The sequence below is a fragment of the Agrobacterium sp. NPDC089420 genome, from assembly GCF_044900305.1.
GTDB lineage: Bacteria > Pseudomonadota > Alphaproteobacteria > Rhizobiales > Rhizobiaceae > Agrobacterium.
In genome coordinates this window covers 26,876-40,726 of the sequence record NZ_JBJDMY010000002.1, presented here as the reverse complement: position 1 = coordinate 40,726, position 13,851 = coordinate 26,876, and the positions used below count along the sequence as shown (strand labels likewise).

The 13,851-nt window shown below is 59.9% G+C and carries 12 protein-coding genes; 2 read left to right on the top strand and 10 right to left on the bottom strand.

Annotation, left to right across the window (positions count from 1 at the left end):
- The first annotated feature begins 67 nt into the window (after positions 1 to 67).
- Positions 68 to 1,204, top strand: a complete 1,137-nt coding sequence (gene dnaJ / locus ACI2KA_RS02730) for a molecular chaperone DnaJ (RefSeq protein ID WP_004439156.1) — start codon at positions 68 to 70, stop codon at positions 1,202 to 1,204.
- A gap of 65 nt (positions 1,205 to 1,269) precedes the next feature.
- Here the strand turns inward: dnaJ and ACI2KA_RS02725 are convergent, their stop codons facing one another.
- From ACI2KA_RS02725 to polA, 10 genes are all read right to left on the bottom strand, one after another.
- Positions 1,270 to 1,821, bottom strand: coding sequence for a DUF924 family protein (locus ACI2KA_RS02725; protein WP_404498997.1), 552 nt, complete (start codon positions 1,819 to 1,821; stop codon positions 1,270 to 1,272).
- Between the two features lie 13 nt (positions 1,822 to 1,834).
- Complete coding sequence (locus tag ACI2KA_RS02720; protein ID WP_404498995.1) at positions 1,835 to 2,047, bottom strand: SlyX family protein; 213 nt, start codon at positions 2,045 to 2,047, stop codon at positions 1,835 to 1,837.
- A gap of 148 nt (positions 2,048 to 2,195) precedes the next feature.
- Positions 2,196 to 3,701 (bottom strand): tripartite tricarboxylate transporter permease, encoded by a 1,506-nt coding sequence (locus tag ACI2KA_RS02715; RefSeq protein WP_404498993.1) that lies wholly within the window; start codon positions 3,699 to 3,701, stop codon positions 2,196 to 2,198.
- A 9-nt stretch (positions 3,702 to 3,710) separates the two neighbouring features.
- Entirely contained in the window at positions 3,711 to 4,172 is a 462-nt protein-coding gene (locus ACI2KA_RS02710; RefSeq protein WP_404498991.1) for a tripartite tricarboxylate transporter TctB family protein, read from the bottom strand.
- A 99-nt stretch (positions 4,173 to 4,271) separates the two neighbouring features.
- Entirely contained in the window at positions 4,272 to 5,255 is a 984-nt protein-coding gene (locus ACI2KA_RS02705; RefSeq protein ID WP_404498989.1) for a tripartite tricarboxylate transporter substrate-binding protein, read from the bottom strand.
- A gap of 197 nt (positions 5,256 to 5,452) precedes the next feature.
- Positions 5,453 to 6,799: a sigma-54-dependent transcriptional regulator gene (locus tag ACI2KA_RS02700; protein WP_404498987.1), complete on the bottom strand. Its 1,347-nt coding sequence runs from the start codon at positions 6,797 to 6,799 to the stop codon at positions 5,453 to 5,455.
- A complete protein-coding gene (locus ACI2KA_RS02695; RefSeq protein WP_404498986.1) occupies positions 6,796 to 8,598 on the bottom strand; it encodes an ATP-binding protein in 1,803 nt (600 codons plus the stop codon). The genes ACI2KA_RS02700 and ACI2KA_RS02695 overlap by 4 nt, the downstream gene beginning before the upstream one ends.
- Before the next feature lie 184 nt (positions 8,599 to 8,782).
- The gene (gene rpmF / locus ACI2KA_RS02690; RefSeq protein ID WP_003507205.1) at positions 8,783 to 8,968 is read right to left on the bottom strand and encodes a 50S ribosomal protein L32; all 186 of its coding nucleotides are present in this window, start codon (positions 8,966 to 8,968) and stop codon (positions 8,783 to 8,785) included.
- A gap of 192 nt (positions 8,969 to 9,160) precedes the next feature.
- The gene (locus ACI2KA_RS02685) at positions 9,161 to 9,880 is read right to left on the bottom strand and encodes a DUF1868 domain-containing protein (RefSeq protein WP_404498984.1); all 720 of its coding nucleotides are present in this window, start codon (positions 9,878 to 9,880) and stop codon (positions 9,161 to 9,163) included.
- A gap of 76 nt (positions 9,881 to 9,956) precedes the next feature.
- Positions 9,957 to 12,956, bottom strand: a complete 3,000-nt coding sequence (gene polA / locus ACI2KA_RS02680; protein WP_404498982.1) for a DNA polymerase I — start codon at positions 12,954 to 12,956, stop codon at positions 9,957 to 9,959.
- Positions 12,957 to 13,371: 415 nt separating this feature from the next.
- Between polA and ACI2KA_RS02675 the strand changes: the two genes are divergently transcribed.
- The gene (locus ACI2KA_RS02675; RefSeq protein ID WP_404498981.1) at positions 13,372 to 13,806 is read left to right on the top strand and encodes a MarR family winged helix-turn-helix transcriptional regulator; all 435 of its coding nucleotides are present in this window, start codon (positions 13,372 to 13,374) and stop codon (positions 13,804 to 13,806) included.
- Positions 13,807 to 13,851 lie beyond the last annotated feature (45 nt).

The window sequence follows — 13,851 nt, the reverse complement described above, 5'->3', positions numbered from 1 at the left end:
ACAACATATGCAAGAGATCCGGCTGCCGCGTGCAGCCGGAAATCCATTTGCGGGGCTTGTTAACTTAATGGCGAAAGCAGACTTTTACGAAACACTTGGCGTCAGCAAGACCGCGGACGAAAAAGAGCTGAAAAGCGCCTTCCGCAAACTCGCGATGAAATACCATCCGGACAAGAACCCGGACGATGCCGATTCCGAACGGAAATTCAAGGAAATCAACGAAGCCTATGAAACGCTGAAGGACCCGCAGAAACGCGCGGCCTATGACCGTTTCGGCCATGCCGCCTTTGAAAATGGCGGCATGGGCGGCGGTGGCGGCTTTGGCGGCGGCGGTTTCGCCAATGGCGGCTTCTCGGATATCTTCGAAGACATCTTCGGCGAGATGATGGGCGGCGGCCGTGCGCGGCGGTCGTCCGGCGGGCGTGAGCGGGGGGCCGACCTTCGTTACAATATGGAAATCACGCTGGAAGAAGCCTTCACCGGCAAGACGGCGCAGATCAGGGTTCCGACCTCGATCACCTGCGACGTCTGTTCCGGCTCGGGCGCAAAGCCCGGCACGCAGCCCAAGACCTGCGCCACCTGCCAGGGATCCGGCCGCGTGCGCGCGGCACAGGGCTTCTTTTCCGTGGAACGCACCTGCCCCACCTGCCACGGTCGCGGGCAGACGATCTCCGACCCCTGCGGCAAGTGCCACGGTCAGGGCCGCGTGACCGAAGAGCGTTCGCTTTCGGTCAACATTCCCTCGGGCATCGAAGACGGCACCCGCATCCGCCTGCAGGGCGAAGGCGAAGCCGGCATGCGCGGCGGCCCGGCGGGCGATCTCTATATCTTCCTGTCCGTACGCCCGCATGAATTTTTCCAGCGCGACGGTGCCGATCTTTATTGCACGGTGCCGATCTCGATGACGACGGCCGCCCTTGGCGGCACTTTCGACGTCACGACGCTGGATGGCACGAAATCGCGCGTCACGGTTCCGGAAGGCACTCAGCCAGGCAAGCAGTTCCGCCTGAAGGGCAAGGGTATGCCGGTGCTGCGCTCGGCGCAGACGGGCGATCTCTACATCCAGATTCAGATCGAAACGCCGCAGAAACTCAGCAAGCGCCAGCGCGAGCTGTTGCAGGAGTTCGAACAGCTGTCCTCCAAGGAGAACAATCCGGAATCGACGGGCTTCTTCGCCCGGATGAAGGAATTCTTCGACGGCTGATCGCCGCCGGTCCTCCGTTGGAAACGCCGCCATCCTTCGGGGCTGGCGGCGTTTTCGTTTCAGGCTCAGCCGGAAAAGCCGCCCTCTTCCAGATATTGCCGTTCCTCCGGTGTCGTTTCCCGCAGCAATATGTGATTGCGATGCGGAAAGCGGCTGAAACGCTCGACGATATAACGATGTTCTTCGGCGTGGTGCAGATAAAGGCCGCCGAGCGGCTGGTTCAGGTCGCAGGCACGTTGCTGGGCCGCCACATCCTCCGCATGGGAAAAAGGCAGGTAGAAGAAAACGCGCAGATCCTCGCTCACCGCCTGATCATGGCCGCGGCGGATGGCCTCATCGGCGAAAAGCCGCGCCAGCGGATCGGTGGCATACATATGGGCGGTGCCGCGAAAGCAGTTGCGCGGGAACTGATCGAGAAGAAGCATCAGCGCCAGGCTGCTTTCAGCGCCATCCAGCCAACCATCCAGTTCGCGCCGTGCGGCAGCGAAATGGGCGTCCCGAAAACGGTCGTGAAAGTGATTGTCGAAGGCGGCATCCTTGTCGAACCACTTGTCCGGTCCTGCCTTCTTCCAGAAATCCACGATCTCGGCCGCCAGTGCTGCTGTGTCGTTTTTCATCTGCTCTTCCCTGTCAATAATGCGGTGGACGGGTAATGGACGGCGCTTCCAGCGACTGCTCCTCAAGGCTCAGGAACCTCTCGGTCAAGCGATCGAGCTTGGCGCGGACCTGCTCCACCACCTTCCACTGCTCCGCCAGTTGATCGGATAGCTCTTCGATCACCTTTGCCTGATGGGCGACCGTTTCCTCGAGCGCGATGATCCGTTTTTCGGTTTCCGACGTCATGATGACCTCTCTTTCCCGCCCTTCCTTGGGCCTAAAGCCCCGCAAGTCAACCATATGACGCTTTCGTGAAGCGAATTCGGCAAGGCAGGAGCAGACACGAAAAAGCCGGCGATGTCTCCATCGCCGGCATCTGAAGCTCTTGGCAGTCTCAGTCCTCTTCGACGAAAACCTCTTCGCGTTTTTTCTTCACGCTGGGCAGGAAAACGATGATCAGTACCGCAAGCGCAATGAAAAGCAGGGTGGCGCTGATCGGCCGGGTGACGAAGGTGGAGGGATCGCCACGGGACAGGATCATCGCACGACGCAGGTTCTCTTCCAGCAACGGCCCAAGCACGAAGCCCAGCAGCAGCGGCGCCGGCTCGCAGCGCAGTTTCACCAGCACATAACCGATGAAGCCGAAGAAGGCGACGGCGTAGAGATCGAAGACGTTGGAATTGACGCTGTAGACCCCGATGGCGCAGAAGGCCATGATGATGGGGAACAGGACGTAATAGGGCACCGTCAGCAACTTCACCCACAGCCCGATCAAAGGCAGGTTCAGGATGACGAGCATCAGGTTGCCGATCCACATGGAGGCAATGATGCCCCAGAACAGCGCGGGCTGTTCCGTCGCGACATTGGGACCCGGCACGATGCCCTGAATGATCATCGCGCCGATCATCAGCGCCATCACCGGATTGGCGGGGATGCCGAGGGTGAGTAGCGGAATGAAGGAGGTCTGGGCGCCGGCATTGTTCGCCGATTCCGGACCGGCCACACCGGCCACCGCGCCATGCCCGAATTCTTCCGGGTTCTTGGAGACGCGCTTTTCAACCGTATAGGACGCAAATGCCGCGAGGATGGCTCCACCACCCGGGAGAATGCCGAGTGCCGAACCGATGGCCGTGCCGCGCAGGACCGGACCGATCATGGCCTTGAAGTCCTCCTTCGACGGCATCAGGCTGCTGACTTTGGCGATCAGCACCGAGCGGGTCCGCTCGTTTTCGAGGTTGCGCAGGATTTCGGCGATACCAAAGACACCGACCGCCACCGCCACGAAATTAAGGCCATCCGCATATTCGCGAATGCCGAGGGTGAAGCGCGGCGTGCCGCTGTAGATATCGGTGCCGACCAGACCAAGCAGCAGCCCGAGCACGACCATGGCCAGCGCCTTGACGATGGAGCCATGGGCAAGCGCGATCGACGAAACCAGGCCGACGACCATCAGCGAGAAATATTCCGCCGCGCCGAATTCCAGTGCGATTGCCGTGAGCGGCGGCGCGAAGATCGCTACGAGGAAGGTGGACACCGTGCCGGCAAAGAACGAGCCGATCGCCGCAATCGCAAGCGCCGCACCGGCCTTGCCCTTGCGCGCCATCTGGTAACCATCGATCGCGGTGACGGCAGAAGACGATTCGCCGGGCATGTTGATCAGGATGGCCGTGGTGGAGCCGCCATATTGCGCGCCGTAATAGATGCCGGCGAGCATGATCAGCGACGAGACAGGCTCGAGCTGGAAGGTGATCGGCAGCAGCATAGCGATGGTCGCCGTCGCCCCGATACCGGGCAGCACGCCGATCAGGGTGCCGAGCAGCACGCCGATCAGGCAGAAAAACAGGTTTGCCAGCGACGAGGCGGTGACAAAGCCGAGAGCAAGATTATTGAGCAAATCCATCGCAGCACCTCAAAACTTGAGCCAGGGGCCGAAGCGCTGGAACGGCAGGCCGAGACCGTAATTGAAAACCGCAACCGAAAAAACCGTGATGGCTGCGGAAAGAATGACCGCCATGAGGGGGCTCATCTTGTGCGACGCGAAGGCTGCAATGAGAGCGCTGAAAAAAAGTGCCGGCACAAAGCCAAGACCCCGAACAGTGAAACCGAAGAAGATCGGCGCGGGCAGGATGAAGAATATGCCCCGCCAGGCGATCGCTCCGATACCGTCCCCGGCCGGGCGGGCTGAGCGCAGGAATATGATGCCACCGAGCAGGATCAGGATGATTGCCAGAACGAGCGGGAAATAGCCCGGCCCCATGCGAAAGGCGGTTCCGATCTCCAGCCCATAAGACTGCAAGGCGAAAAAGACGCCGAGCCCCATGAAAATTGCCCCGCAGACTGCCTCGGCAGGGTCATTAAATAACGACTTCATGAAAGATGCCCCTCCACCGCGGCCGGCACCACACCGGTCCGCCTGTTAAAATGATCACGGTTGACCGGCGGCGCGATGCCGCCGGTCGATCCGCGTCCATCAGTCGGCATATTGGCCGGCAGCCTCGATCACCGGCTTCCAGCGGGCGATTTCGTTTTCAAGCTTGGTCTTGAGTGCCGCAGGCGTCGCATCGCTTTCCGATGAGGGCGTGGTGCCGAGTTCGGCAAAACGAGCCGCAACGTTCTTGTCCTTCAGCGCGACCTGCAGCGACTTGGAAAGTTTTTCGTTGATTTCGGCGGGCGTCCCCTTGGGCGTATAGATGCCGTGCCAGATGCCCACCTCAAGCTTCGGAAGGCCCGCTTCGACAACCGTCGGCACGTTCGGCAGCACATCAAGCCGCTTGGCCGTGGTTACCGCATAGGCTTTCACGGTACCGCCCTGGATCTGCTTGGTGGTGTTGGTGGTCTGATCACACATGATATCCACCTGGCCGCCGAGCAGATCGGTCATGGCCGGACCTGTGCCCTTGTAGGGAACGGTAACCAGCGGCGTTTCAATGGCGCTCATGAACAACATGCCGCACAGATGCGATGCGGCACCGATGCCGGCATTGGCGACGGTGACCTTGTCCTTGTTCGCCTTGGCATAGTCGATGAGGCCCTTGAGGTCGGTGGTCTCGAGGTTCTTGCGCGACAGGATGGTCATCGGCACTTCGGTGACCAGGCCGACATAATCGAAGGCGTTCAGCGTGTCATAAGCGAGCTTGCGGTAGAGCGTCGCGCTGGTGGCCATGCCGATATGGTGGAGAAGGACGGTATAACCGTCCGGATCGGACGATGCCACACGGCCGGCACCCAGCGTGCCACCGGCGCCACCGACATTTTCGACGATGATTTGCTGGCCGAGATCCTTCGACATGGATTCGGCGACAAGGCGCGCGACCGTATCCGTCGGACCGCCGGCGGCAAAGGGCACCACCATGGTAATATTGCGCTCGGGATAATTCTGAGCGGATGCGGACAGTGCAAACAGGGAAACGGCAGCGGCGGCAGCAAGGCCGGTGACTGTCTTCAGTATTTTCATCGATTCCTCCCGAATAAAATTTTCGCCACTTCAGCCGCACATGCTCCTCCATGGCGACCGGGGTGACGACATTTGCGATCCGGGATTGCCGTTCAGCAACGGCGGTCTTGTCGCGAGGTACATTTTTCTCGCCATGATGAAGAGAGATGGGTGGATTTCGACCCATAACCGGCCATGCGTGGGTGGAAATCCACCCATTACACCTCAGTCATATGGCGATGCAGCCCGTATTTCTGCATTTTTTCGTAGAGCGTTTTGCGTGAGATTCCGAGATTCTCATAGACAGATTTCAGATTGCCGCCATGGGCGGCGATGGCCCGCGCGATCAGGCTCTTTTCATAGGCCGCGACCCGCGCGGCGAGCGCTGCCCTGCCGTCATCCTCAAACGGCGGCGACGCTTCGGGCACATCGCTTTCCAGGCCGAGAACGAAGCGGTCGGCGGCATTGCGCAATTCACGCACATTGCCAGGCCACTCCCGAAGGGAGACGGCGGACAGCAGGTGCTGCGGCACGTCCGTATCTTCCCGCCCGTAACGGGCAGCGGCCTCGCGCACCAGATGCAGGAAGAGCAGCGGTATGTCCGCGCTGCGCTGCGAAAGCGACGGCACGAGAAGCGTCGCCACGTTCAGGCGATAAAGAAGATCGGCGCGGAACCGGCCAGCCGCGACTTCCTGTTCCAGATCGACCTTGCTGGTGGCGATGAAACGGACATCGAGCTCGACCGTTTCATTGGAGCCGAGACGGGTAATCACCCGTTCCTGCAAAACACGCAGGAACCGGCTCTGCAATTCGAAGGGCATGGAGCCGATTTCGTCCAGCAGGATGGTGCCGCCGCGGGCATGTTCGAACTTGCCATAACGCGGGCGCAGTGCACCGGGAAAAGCGCCGGCCTCATGGCCGAACAGCTCACTCTCTATCAAAGTCTGAGGCAAAGCGGCGCAATTGATCGCCACGAAGGGCCGATTGGCTCTGGCGCTGGTATCATGCAGCGCCCGCGCCACCACCTCCTTGCCTGCGCCCGTATCGCCGACGATCAGCGTATCGGCATCCGTCGCACCAATGGCGCGGATGCGATACCGCAGATCGACCATGATCGGGGTTCTGCCGGGCAGACGCGTTTCAAGATCGTCATGTTTGCCGGCCACCGCCTTCAGGCGGCGGTTTTCCAGCACCAGCGCCCGCCGGTCATTGGCCCTTTTTATGATGCCGGCGAGATATTGCGGGGTGAAGGGCTTTTCGATGAAATCATAAGCGCCGTTGCGCATGGCATTGACGGCAAGCTGCACGTCGCCATGGCCCGTCATCAGGATGACCGGTATCTCCGCATCAAGCTCCCGCACCTTTTGCAGCAATGTCATGCCATCCATGCCGGGCATGCGGATGTCGCTGACCACGACGCCATCGAAACTGTAGCCGATAAGTTCCAGCGCATGTTCGGCGCTCGCCAGCATGGTGACGGCAAAACCGGAAAGCTCCAGCGCCTGCGCGGTGGAAAAACGCAGCTCCTCCTCGTCATCGATCAACAGAACCCGCGACATGGTCATTCGGCAGCCACCTCCACCCGCCAGGCGGCGGCCGGCAATTCGATCTCGAATTCCGCTCCGCCGTCATCATGGTTTCTGACGCGCAGCTGGCCGCCAAAATCCTTGATGATGTTGTAGGAGATGGACAGGCCGAGACCGAGACCGCGCCCCACACCCTTGGTGGTGAAAAACGGATCGAAAATACGCTCGGAGATCGCCGGCGGCACGCCGGGGCCACGGTCGCGGATAAAAATCGAGACCGTCTGGCCGTGCTGCACCGCCTGCAGGGCAATGCGGCGATCCTCACGCCCTTCCACCGCATCGGCGGCGTTGGAAATGATGTTGACAAGCACCTGCTGCAGCCGCACAGGCCCGGCCTTCACCGCAAGCGGCACCGGGCCGAGATCGACATCCAGTTCCGCATTGGCGGCCTTCAGCCGCGCGCCGACAATTTCGAGCGTATCGCGCAGCACGGTTTCCAGACCCACCGCCGCCATTTTTTCATTGGGTTTGCGGGCGAAATTCCTGAGATGCTTGCTTATGGACGCCATGCGATCGATGAGACCAGAAATGCGTCTGAGATTTTCCGTCACCTCCTCCAGCCGCCCGCGCTCCACGAGAAGCGAGGCGTTTTCGGCATAATTCTTGGCGGCGGCGAGCGGCTGGTTGAACTCGTGCGACAATGCGGCCGACATCTGTCCGAGTGCCGCCAGCTTGCCCGCCTGCACCAGATCGTTCTGCATCTTGCGCAACTGTTTTTCCGTCTGCCGGCGCTCGGCAATCTCGTGTTTTATCTCCTGATTGACCCGCGCCAGATCGGCCGTGCGCTCTTCCACGCGACGCTCCAGTTCCGCCTGCGCCTCCGCCTGGTGGGTCAGGCGTTCACGCAGGCGCTTCCGCCTTTGCAGCATCGCCGCAATCAGCGCGGCGGCGAGGCACAGACACAGGATGATGGCAATCATCGCGGTCTTGACCTGCGTTCTCAGCGAACCGGTATCCATCAGCACGCTGACGGTCCAGCCCGCATCCGGCATCGGCTGCGACAGGACGAGATATTCCCTCTCGCCGTCATTCTGGGTGATCGTCATCAGTTGATGCGAGCCGAAATTGCCGTTTTTCACCGGCAGTTCCTTGAGGGCCGCATTGGCGTAGCGGCGGGAGGCTTCCGTGCGTGCCAGCCTCTCCGGCGTCAGCGGCATCAGGCCGGCGTAAAGCCATTGCGGCGTTCCGGTCATGAAGATGATGCCTTCGGGGTCAGATACCAGAATACGGTTCTCGCCATCACCGAAGGACGCCTCTATGCCTTCAATATCGACCTTGAAGACGATGACGCCCTTGATCTCCTCATTGAAGAGGATCGGCGCGGAAAAATAATAACCGCGCTTGTGGGAGGTGGTGCCAAGCGCAAAGAAGCGGGACTGGAAACCCTTGGCGGCATCCTGAAAATAGGGGCGATAGCTGAAATTCTCGCCGATGAAGCTCGCGGGACCATCGTAGTTACTCGCAGCAATGGTCTCGCCATCCAGCGTGATGATGTAGATATCGGAGGATTCCAGCAGCGTGTTGATGGATTTGAGATAGACATTGGCACGCTGGCGTAACGCCGCATCTTTCGGATGCGCGACCAGTTCCTCTATGTCATCGTGATCGGCGATCAGAGCCGGCAACGGCTCATAACGGCTCAAAAGGCCGCCAAGCGCCGAGACGGCCAGTCTGAGGGTGGTGCGGCCCTGATCGGACACTTCACCGAAGTAACTTTCCGCTATGATGCCGCTGCCTCTGGTCACCGCGCCATAACCAAGGCCGAGGCTGAGAAGCATCAACAAAATCCAGCGATATTTCACCGAAGCTCCTCTCCCGTCTCAGGCTCCAGCCTGTTCTCCCGGCAGGAGTGTAAGAGCAGTAATGCTATTTTCCAAGTGACCGGCTTTTAGCGGGTATCAGCTTGAGAAAACAAAAAACCGGCCACGAGGGCCGGTTTTTGCAAAGATGATTTCAGAAAGCTTATGCGCTTTCCTTCGGCGTCAGAACCTGACGGCCGCGATACATACCGGTCTTCAGATCGATATGGTGCGGACGGCGCAGTTCGCCGGAGTTCTTGTCTTCAACATAGGTTGCAGACTTGAGACCGTCAGCCGAGCGGCGCATACCGCGCTTGGACGGGCTTGTTTTTCTTTTTGGTACAGCCATTTTTGTTACTCCACTTAAGCGGCGAAACAACGGAACCGGCCAGAACCAAAGGCCGAATGTCGGATGTCTCGATATCGGAAATTTGGCGCGCTTATACATGCCCAAACGGGCTTTGACCAGCCCTGATGCGCATTTTTTCCGATTCAGCGGAATCGGCATGCAGAACCACGGCTGGTGGCTGCAAATCACACCTTACCTCTTATCGAAAACGACAAGTTCCTTGAAGTGGTTCATATCCTTGAATTCACAGAAAGCCGGCGGATGCATCTCTATGACGGGCGCTGCGGCGCGCAGCTTTTCCAGTTCCTCGTCGAGCATCGCCTGCCAGCGCGGCAGGCAGTCAGGCTCGAACCAGCGAACAATGTAGGACAGGGTGATATGGAACTCATAGCTATCATGATCGGGATGGCGATAGCCGAAGAAATCGGCGAACGTGTTCCGCCAGAGAGCCACGATCCGGTCATCTTCAGCGGTTGCGCCCTTCATTGCGAGACCTACGGGACGCAGACCCGATACCTGCATTTTGAACGCGGGCAGGACCGGAAATGCGGAAAGACGGTCGCGATAATAGTCGGTCATCGTGTCGATAGGCGTATCGAGCGGCATGTTTTCCGGCCAATAGGGCAAAGCGCGGCGAAACTCGATGATCCCCTGAAATACCGTCATGTGCAGGCTGGAAACAGGCGTAAAGGCAAGATGCGACGCCTCCGGCATATCCAGAAAACGCTGGCGAGTCGCAATGATCGCTTTTTCGGCCTGCGATCCTTCGACAAGATGGCAGACGACGGTGTTACCTGGCTCGGGCAGGAACTCGCCATTCGCATTGAAGCGGCTGCCCAGATGGCGCGGCGGCTGATCGCGATTGGCGGCGGAAATATACTCAAGATCTTTCGAAACGAGCGGGGCGTGCATCGGGGAACTCCTTGTGAGACGTTCCCCCTAGTCCGCGCACGCGACAAGGCAATGACATCGACCGCTCAAAGGCCGGTCAATGCGCCTCATCCCAATTGTCGGCGGCACGCGCATCCACTTTCAGCGGCACCTTCATCGAAATCGCCGGCATGGCCGCATCCTCCATGACAGAGACGACGACAGGCAGGGTCTTTTCGATTTCCGCTTCCTCAACTTCGAAGATGAGTTCGTCATGCACCTGCAAAAGCATGCGGGCGGAAAGCTTTTCCGCCTCCAGCGCCGGCTCGATGCGGACCATGGCGCGGCGGATGATATCGGCGGCCGAGCCCTGGATCGGCGCGTTGATGGCGGCGCGTTCGTTGAAGGCCTTCACGGAAGGGTTGGAAGAACGGATTTCCGGGTAATGGGCGCGCCGGCCGAAAATCGTTTCGACATAGCCATTCTCGCGGGCGAAGGCCTTGGTCGCTTCCATGTAGTCGCGAATGCCGGGAAAACGCTCGAAATATTTCTTGATATAGTCGCCGGCCTCCGAGCGGGCGATACCGAGCTGGTTGGCGAGACCAAAAGCGGAAATGCCGTAGATGATGCCGAAGTTGATGGCCTTGGCGCGGCGGCGTACTTCCGACGGCATGCCTTCCACCGGCACGCCGAACATTTCCGATGCCGTCATCGCATGAATGTCGATGCCGTTTTCGAAGGCGTTGCGCAGCTGCGGAATATCGGCGACATGGGCCAGTACGCGCAGTTCGATCTGGCTGTAGTCGGCCGACAGAAGCTTGTGACCGGGCGTGGAAATGAAAGCCGTGCGGATCTTGCGGCCTTCCGCCGTGCGAACCGGGATATTCTGGAGGTTCGGCTCCGAGGAAGACAGACGTCCCGTGGTGGTGGAGGCGAGCGCGTAGGACGTATGGACCCGCTTCGTATCGGGATGAATATAACCGGGCAGCGCATCCGTATAGGTCGATTTCAGCTTGGTCAGCTGCCGCCAGTCAACGATCTTGCGCGGCAGTTCGGCACCTTCCGCCGCCAGATCTTCCAGAACCTGCGCCGATGTCGACCATTGGCCGGTCTTGGTCTTGGAGCCGCCCGGCAAGCCCATCTTGCCGAACAGGATATCGCCAAGCTGCTTTGGCGATCCGATATTGAAACGCTCGCCCGCCAGCTCGTAGATTTCCTCTTCGAAGGACGCGGCTTTCTGCGCGAGTTCGCCGGAAAGGCGCGAGAGGATCTGCCGGTCGACGGTGATGCCGCGCTCCTCCATATGGGCCAGAACCGGCACAAGCGGGCGCTCCAGCCGCTCATACACGCTGGTCAGACGCTCGGCGGCGAGCCGCGGTTTCAGCGCCATCCACAGCCTCAAGGTGACATCCGCGTCTTCCGCGGCGTAAGCCGTCGCCTTGTCGATATCGACGAAATCGAAGGTGACGCTCGACTTGCCCGAACCTGCCACGTCCTTGTAGGCGATCGGCGTGTGGCCGAGCCAGCGTTCGGATAGCGAATCCATGCCATGCGTGGCCTTGCCGGCTTCCAGCACGTAGGAAATCAGCATCGTGTCGTCAAAACCCTGCATGACGACACCTTGGCGTTTCATCAGCAGATAGTCATATTTAAGGTTCTGGGCGATTTTCAAAACCGCCGGGTCCTCCAGGAGGCTTTTCAGACGCTGCAGCGCCTCGGCAAACGGCACCTGACCTTCAGCCAGCCTGATGCCATCGCTGAAAAGATCGCCGCCGGAGCCGGTCTTGTGCGTCAAGGGGACATAGGCCGCACGGATATCGGCGCCAGAGGCGTCCTTGCCATTATCGGCAATCGCCAGTGAAAAACCGACGAGTTCCGCCTGCATCGGATCAAGCGAAGTCGTTTCCGTATCAAAGGCGACGACGCCCGTCTCACGGGCCGCCGCAATCCAGCGATCCAGCTCGGCAATATCCCTGATCGTGGTATAGGCGGTCGTATCGATCTTGGCAGCTGAAAAAAGCGCCTGACGCGCTGCGGCGAGATCGGCAGGTGTGCTGCCTTCCCCAACCACCTTGCGTGCCGGAGCGGCCGCCGAAGCCGAAACACCCGTTGCGTCAGCGGCAACCTCACCAGCTTTGCCGGCAGCGGCCGGCGCATCGAGGTCGGGGCCATGGGCATCGGCGCCCCATTGCACCGGCACATTGGCGGAGTCGATGGCGGAAGCGTCGGTTTCGGTCGCCTCCGCAACGCGGCGGGTCAGGGTCGTGAATTCCATCGCTTTCAGGAAGGCGATGAGTTTGGGGCCGTTCTGCGGTTCGAGCACCAGCGCCTCGAGGGACTGCTCCAGCGGCACGTCGGTTCTGAGCGCCACGAGCTGCCTGGAAAGACGGGCAAGATCGGCATTGGCGATGATGTTCTCGCGGCGCTTCTGCTGCTTGATTTCAGCCGCCCGCGCCAGCAGCGTATCGAGATCGCCGTATTCCTCCAGCAATTGCGCCGCGGTCTTCGGGCCGATGCCGGGAATGCCCGGGACATTGTCGGTGGAATCGCCGGTCATCGCCTGCAGGTCGATCATCTTTTCCGGACCGACACCCCATTTTTCGATGACGTCGGGAATGCCGATCTGCTTGTCCTTCATGGCGTCGTACATATGCACGTTGGCCGTGACGAGCTGCATGAGATCCTTGTCGGACGAGATGATGGTGACATCGGCGCCGATGGCTTCCGCCTGGCGGGCATAGGTGGCGATGATATCGTCCGCTTCGAAGCCTTCCGTCTCGATGCAGGGAAGGTTGAAGGCGCGCGTCGCCTCGCGGATCAGGCCGAATTGCGGCACCAGATCTTCCGGCGGCGCGGTGCGGTTAGCCTTGTAGAGATCGTAGAGCTCGTTGCGGAAGGTCTTCGACGAATAGTCGAAAATCACCGCAAAATGGGTGGGTGTCACACCCACATCGGTATTGCGCGCATCCTTCAGGAGCTTCCACAACATGTTGCAGAAGCCGGAAACGGCGTTGACCGGCAGCCCGTCCGACTTGCGGTTCAGCGGCGGGATGGCATGGAAGGCCCGGAAGATGAAACCGGACCCGTCAACGAGGAAGAGATGATCGCCTTTTTTCATGGGTAGCATGGATAGCGCGGGGCCGTTTTGACGTCCACCGAAACTTCGCACAACGCACCGCAAAGCGCAGGAAACAGGACCGCCGCAGGAGCGTGTCAAATTCACCCGAACGTTACCGATTTGTAATCCGATCTTCCCTTGAAAAGCCGCATTTGCAGACACATTTCTTACTGGACGGCGCCTGATCACGCCGTAGTCTGATAGCTGGCTCGTCCCCCGCCGCGTCAGACCGGACAAAGGCCTTTCCCCCCTCTCCGGGCCTTTGTCCTCCAATATGACCGCCATGGCCGACCCCTCCCGGCCATGGCGGTTTTCTTTTGCGCTCCCTTTGGACTGGCATAAACATATCATGCGATATATATCGCACTATCGAGATGCCGGCGCGCGCTGGCCACGATGCTTCATGGACGGATGAATGGGCTTTTCCCGGGACGAATCGGCGATCTATCTTGCCACCAAAATGGCGCGGGAATTCACCATGGCCCTGCAAAAGAGAGCCGCAGCGCTGGGTTTCTCGCCGGGACAATTCCCCATTCTCATCGAGCTCTGGCATGAGGAAGGCCTGACGCAACGGCAATTGCTGGATAGAATCGATGTCGAACAGGCAACACTCGCCAATACGCTTTCTCGCATGGAGCGCGACGGGCTGATCATCCGCAAATCCCATCCGAGCGATCGCCGCGCCCAGATCATCGAACTGACGCAACGCGGCAGGGATCTGGAAGCGAATGCCATTGCGGCTTCCGAAGCCACGGAAGACATGCTGCTCAAGGATTTCCGGCGTTTCGAAAGGCAGCTTCTGCTGGAATATATGCGGCGGGCGGTCGACAGCGCTAAAAAAGCGAAATAGCACCCAGGGCGCCAAACCGATCTTTCACAGCCACCGAAGCCGACA

Bases quoted from the DNA above. Each gene is read 5' to 3' on its own strand.
- dnaJ (WP_004439156.1), top strand. From the start codon at position 68: ATGGCGAAAGCAGACTTTTACGAAACACTTGGCGTCAGCAAGACCGCG.
- ACI2KA_RS02725 (WP_404498997.1), bottom strand. From the start codon at position 1,821: ATGAAAAACGACACAGCAGCACTGGCGGCCGAGATCGTGGATTTCTGG.
- ACI2KA_RS02720 (WP_404498995.1), bottom strand. From the start codon at position 2,047: ATGACGTCGGAAACCGAAAAACGGATCATCGCGCTCGAGGAAACGGTC.
- ACI2KA_RS02715 (WP_404498993.1), bottom strand. From the start codon at position 3,701: ATGGATTTGCTCAATAATCTTGCTCTCGGCTTTGTCACCGCCTCGTCG.
- ACI2KA_RS02710 (WP_404498991.1), bottom strand. From the start codon at position 4,172: ATGAAGTCGTTATTTAATGACCCTGCCGAGGCAGTCTGCGGGGCAATT.
- ACI2KA_RS02705 (WP_404498989.1), bottom strand. From the start codon at position 5,255: ATGAAAATACTGAAGACAGTCACCGGCCTTGCTGCCGCCGCTGCCGTT.
- ACI2KA_RS02700 (WP_404498987.1), bottom strand. From the start codon at position 6,799: ATGACCATGTCGCGGGTTCTGTTGATCGATGACGAGGAGGAGCTGCGT.
- ACI2KA_RS02695 (WP_404498986.1), bottom strand. From the start codon at position 8,598: ATGCTTCTCAGCCTCGGCCTTGGTTATGGCGCGGTGACCAGAGGCAGC.
- rpmF (WP_003507205.1), bottom strand. From the start codon at position 8,968: ATGGCTGTACCAAAAAGAAAAACAAGCCCGTCCAAGCGCGGTATGCGC.
- ACI2KA_RS02685 (WP_404498984.1), bottom strand. From the start codon at position 9,880: ATGCACGCCCCGCTCGTTTCGAAAGATCTTGAGTATATTTCCGCCGCC.
- polA (WP_404498982.1), bottom strand. From the start codon at position 12,956: ATGAAAAAAGGCGATCATCTCTTCCTCGTTGACGGGTCCGGTTTCATC.
- ACI2KA_RS02675 (WP_404498981.1), top strand. From the start codon at position 13,372: ATGGGCTTTTCCCGGGACGAATCGGCGATCTATCTTGCCACCAAAATG.